Annotated in this window: 1 pseudogene; it reads left to right on the top strand. The window is 62.9% G+C overall.

From position 1 onward, the window contains the following. A pseudogene (locus tag L692_RS32250) lies at nt 1-391 on the top strand (hypothetical protein); the annotation flags it as partial.

The raw sequence follows: 391 nt of genomic DNA, 5'->3' as shown, positions 1-391 counted from the left end.
CGACCGGCTGGCGGAAGGCGCGGTTGGCTCCGCAGATCTACAGGACGAGGCGGTGGACGGCTCGAAGCTCGCTTCCTTCTCCATCCAGTCCCGCCATCTGGAGGAGGCGAGTGTGCAGAGCTATCACCTTGCTCCTTCTTCCATTGGCAGCGAGCACTTGACGTCATCGTCCGTTCAAGCGGAGCATCTGGCGAGCGGCTCGGTAGGGCAGGAAGCCCTGGCACCCGGCGCGATTCAGCCGGAGCATTTGGCCTCCGGCATTATTGGCAGCGAGCACTTGACGTCATCGTCTATTCAAGCGGAGCATCTGGCGGATGGCTCGGTGGCAGGTCGTCATGTTGCACCCGGCGCGATTCAACCGGAGCATTTGACCCCCGGCATTGTCGGCGGT

Origin of the sequence: Paenibacillus forsythiae T98 (assembly GCF_000520735.1) — a bacterium.
GTDB lineage: Bacteria > Bacillota > Bacilli > Paenibacillales > Paenibacillaceae > Paenibacillus_AQ > Paenibacillus_AQ forsythiae.
This window is presented reverse-complemented; position numbering and strand designations above follow the sequence as displayed.